2 protein-coding genes are annotated in these 4,161 nt (G+C 68.1%); both read right to left on the reverse strand.

The window, feature by feature from the left end; all coding sequences use genetic code 11:
- Nucleotides 1-3,124: error-prone DNA polymerase (locus EOA33_RS26360; protein WP_127406966.1), on the reverse strand; the 3,124-nt coding region annotated here is incomplete at its 3' end.
- A partial coding sequence (locus tag EOA33_RS26365) for a DUF6504 family protein (RefSeq protein ID WP_145989289.1) occupies nt 3,121-4,161 on the reverse strand: 1,041 nt, incomplete at its 5' end. The genes EOA33_RS26360 and EOA33_RS26365, both read right to left, overlap by 4 nt.

A 4,161-nucleotide genomic window follows, 5' to 3' on the forward strand; every position in this document is an offset into this window, starting at 1 on the left:
CGCCTGACTCCGACTGCAGCTTGCCGGTGACGCGCACGAAGCGCGCGCCCATGACGATCGGCCGGAAGCGGGTGAAGGTCCTTTCCCAGAAAATGACGTTGGCGACGGAGTTCTCGTCCTCCAGGGTCAGGAAGATCGCGTTGCCCTTGCCGGGGCGCTGGCGCACCAGCACGAGGCCGGCGACGGAGACGCGCCTGCCGTCCGGCACAGCAGGAAGGCGCGCATTGGGGATCACGCCGGCGCGGTCGAGCCGCTCGCGCAGGAAAGCCACCGGATGCGCCTTCAGCGACAGGCCGAGCGAGCGGTAGTCGTGGATGACATGCTCGCCGAGCGGCATTGTCGGCAGCCTGGTCTCCGGCTCCAGCTCGCGAAGGCGGACCGTCGGCTGGTCGAACAGCGGCAGCTTCTCGGCGGCGCTCTTGCCGTCGAGCGCACGCACCGCCCAGAGCGCGGCGCGGCGGTCGAGGCCGATCGAGCGGAAGGCGTCGGCCTCAGCCAGCCTTTCGATCTCGCCGACATCGAGGCCGGAGCGCAACCAAACGTCGCGCACGGTCTCGTAGCCGGAACCGCGCCGTCCGACGAACAGCGTCATGCGATCCTCCGACAGGCCCTTGATCTGGCGGAAGCCGAGGCGGACGGCATGGTGGGTCTCGATCACGCCGCGCATCCCGGCATGGCGGGCAAGCACGCGGGCCGGATCGAAGGCCGTTTGCTCCAGCGTGCAGTCCCAGACGGAGAAATTGATGTCGACCTCGCGCACCTCCACACCATGGTCGCGGGCGTCGCGCACAAGCTGCGCCGGCTGGTAGAAACCCATCGGCTGCGCGTTCAGGATCGCGGCGCAGAAGACGTCGGGATAGAAGGTCTTGAACCAGCAGGAGGCGTAGACCAGCAGCGCGAAGGAAGCGGCATGGCTTTCGGGGAAGCCATATTCGCCAAAACCCTCGATCTGCTTGAAGCAGCGCTCGGCGAAGGCTTTCTCGTAACCCTTGCCGACCATGCCGTCGATCATGCGCTGGCGATAATTGCCGATCGTGCCGGTGCGCTTGAAGGTGGCCATGGCGCGGCGCAATTCGTCGGCCTCGCCCGGCCTGAAGCCGCCGGCGACGATGGCGATCTTCATCGCCTGCTCCTGAAACAGCGGCACGCCCAGCGTCTTGCCGAGGATCTGCTCCAGCTCGGGCTTGGGATATTCGGGCTGTTCCTTGCCCTGCCGGCGGCGCAGATAGGGATGCACCATGTCGCCCTGGATCGGGCCGGGGCGCACGATCGCCACTTCGATGACGAGATCGTAGAATTCGCGCGGCCGAAGCCGCGGCAGCATCGACATCTGGGCGCGCGACTCGATCTGGAAGACGCCGAGCGTGTCGGCGCGGCAGATCATGTCATAGACCCGGCCGTCCTCCTCCGGAAGGGTGGCCAGCACATAGGGCCGGCCATAGGCGTCCCGCGCGTCCGAATAATGATGCGTGAGAAGCGTGAAGGCGCGTTTCAAGCAGGTCAGCATGCCCAGCGCCAGCACGTCGACCTTGAGGATCTTCACCGCGTCGAGGTCGTCCTTGTCCCATTCGACCATCTTGCGCTCGTCCATCGCCGTCTTGACGATGGGGACGACCTCGTCGAGGCGGTCCCTGGTGATGACGAAGCCGCCGACATGCTGCGAGAGGTGGCGGGGAAAGCCCATGATCTCGTTGGCGTGCTCGATCACCTGCCTGGCCAGCGGATCGCTGCGGTCGATGCCGCCGGCGCTCGCTTCCTTCTCGCCAAGCTCCGAGGTCGACCAGCCCCAGATCGAGCTGGACAGGGCGGTGCGGACATCCTCGGACAGGCCCATCGCCTTCGCCACCTCGCGCAAAGCCGAGCGGCCGCGATAGCTGATGACGGCGGCGGCGAGCGCGGTGCGCTTGGCGCTGTACTTCTGGTAGATATAGGCGATGACTTCGTCACGCCTTTCATGCTCGAAGTCGACGTCGATGTCGGGCGGCTCGTTGCGCTCCTCGGAGATGAAGCGCTCGAACAGCGTGTCGATCCGGTCGGGGCCGACCTCGGTGATGCCGATGCAGAAGCAGACGATGGAATTGGCGGCGGAGCCGCGCCCCTGGCAAAGGATATGCTGGCGGCGGGCGAACTGGACGATGTCGTAAACGGTGAGGAAATAGCGCGCGTAGTTCAGCCGCTCGATGAGGGCGAGCTCTTCCTCGATGCGCTGCAAGACGGAAGCGGGGACGCCGGCCGGATAGCGCGTGGCGGCCCCCTCCCTGGCCAACCGTTCAAGCTCGGCCTGTGGCCCGAGGCCGGATTCGGTCGGCTCGTCCGGATAGTTGTATTCGAGGTCGCTGAGCGAAAAACTCAGCTCGTCCGCGAAGCGCAGCGTCTCCGCCAGCGCTTGCGGATGCCGGCGGAAAAGCCTGGCCATTTCCTGCGGCGGCTTCAGATGACGCTCGGCATTGGCCGCCAGCTCCAGCCCGACCTGGGCGACGGGCGTGTTAAGGCGGATCGCCGTCAGCACGTCCTGCAGCGAGCGGCGGCCGGCGCTGTGGTAGAGGACGTCGTTGGTCGCCAACAGCGGCATGCCCAGCCGATCCGCCATCGCCGCCGCCTGCTCGATGCGGAAACGGTCGTTGCCGCGATAATCCGGCGAGACGGCAAGCCGAAGGGCGGCGCCAAAGCGATCCTTCAGCCGGCTAAGCATTGCAAGGCCGACCTCGGCGTTTGCGGACAGCTCAGGCAGGACCGCCAGCGACATCAGGTCCCCCCATTCGAGGAGGTCGCTCAGCTTCAGCAGCGTGGCGCCCTTCTCGTTCTCGTCGCGCAGATTGGCCTGCGTCAGCATGCGGCACAGATGTCCCCAGCCGGCGCGGTCGCGCGGATAGGCGAGGATGTCAGGCGTGCCGTCGCCGAACACCAGGCGGCAGCCGGGATGATAGGCAAGCGTCTCCACCCTGGACTGTTGCCAGGCGCGCACGACGCCCGCCACCGTATTGCGGTCGGCAAGCCCGATCGAGGAGAAGCCGAGGAATTTCGCCGCGACCACCAGTTCCTCCGGCTTGGAGGCGCCGCGCAGGAATGAGAAATTCGACTGGATGCCCAATTCGGCATAGGCGGTGGCGGCAAGCGCGTTCATGCGAAGACCCCGTGCATGAACCAGCGCGGCGGCGTATCGGACGCGCCGTAAAGGCCCTGGCGATAGAGCCAGTAGCGGCGGCCGTCGCTGTCCTCGATGCGGAAATAGTCGCGGGTCGGCGCTTCCTCCTCGCCGGGAAGCCTTCGCCACCATTCCGCGGCGATGCGTTCCGGCCCTTCGGCGCGGGCGACGCGGTAGAGCGCGCGCCGCCAGCGGAAATTCATCGGCGGTCCCTCGGGCATCTCGGTGGCCGGCACCTCGATCGGCTCGGGCGAACGGAACAGGCGGATCGGCCGTTCCGGCGGATAGATGGTCACCGGCGGAACGGCGCGCTCCGGCCGCTTGAGCGGCGCGCGCCTTTGCGGCGCCTCGGAGAAGGGGACAATAGTGACGGCGCGCTCCGGCAAATGGCTCTCGACGGCAACCGGCCGCAGCACCGCGGCCTCGCCGAGCCGGGCGCGGACGCGGTCGGCGAATAAAGCGATATCGGCGTCATCGTCGTTGGCCTCGCCGCTGAGATCGGCCTGCTGCATGTCGAAGGCCGCCGCCGACAGCACCGAGAGGCGCACGAGGTCGAAACCGTAGCCGGCGTCGATGTCCTGCTCCAGCGCGGCAAGCCGTTCGTGGAACAGCCTGCGGATCAGCGACGGCTCGCGCAGCGGGCGCGAGGTGCCGACGGCGATGCGGCTGACGGCGCCGTCGACGCGGAAGAGCAGCAGGGCGAGTGCCCTCGCGCCCTCGCCGCGCCGCTCGAGGTCGCCCTTCAGCGCCGTGGCCAGCCGGCTCACCAGCCGCTCGATGTCGTCGGTCAGCACGACCGGCTCGGCCAGGTGGCGCTCGACCGAAAGCGGCGCCACCGGCAGGCGCGGCGACACCGCCTCGTCGAGGCGGCCGAGCGCCTGGTCGAGCCGCAACAGCAAGCCAGCGCCGAAGCGGCGGGCAAGCGGGGCGCGGGGTGCTGCCATCACCGCGCCCGCCGTGCGCAGGCCGACGCTTTCGAGGCTGGCGCGCGTTCCCGGCTCGATGCGCAGTGCCGC

It is taken from the genome of Mesorhizobium sp. M4A.F.Ca.ET.050.02.1.1 (assembly GCF_003997725.1).
Classification (GTDB): Bacteria; Pseudomonadota; Alphaproteobacteria; order Rhizobiales; family Rhizobiaceae; genus Mesorhizobium.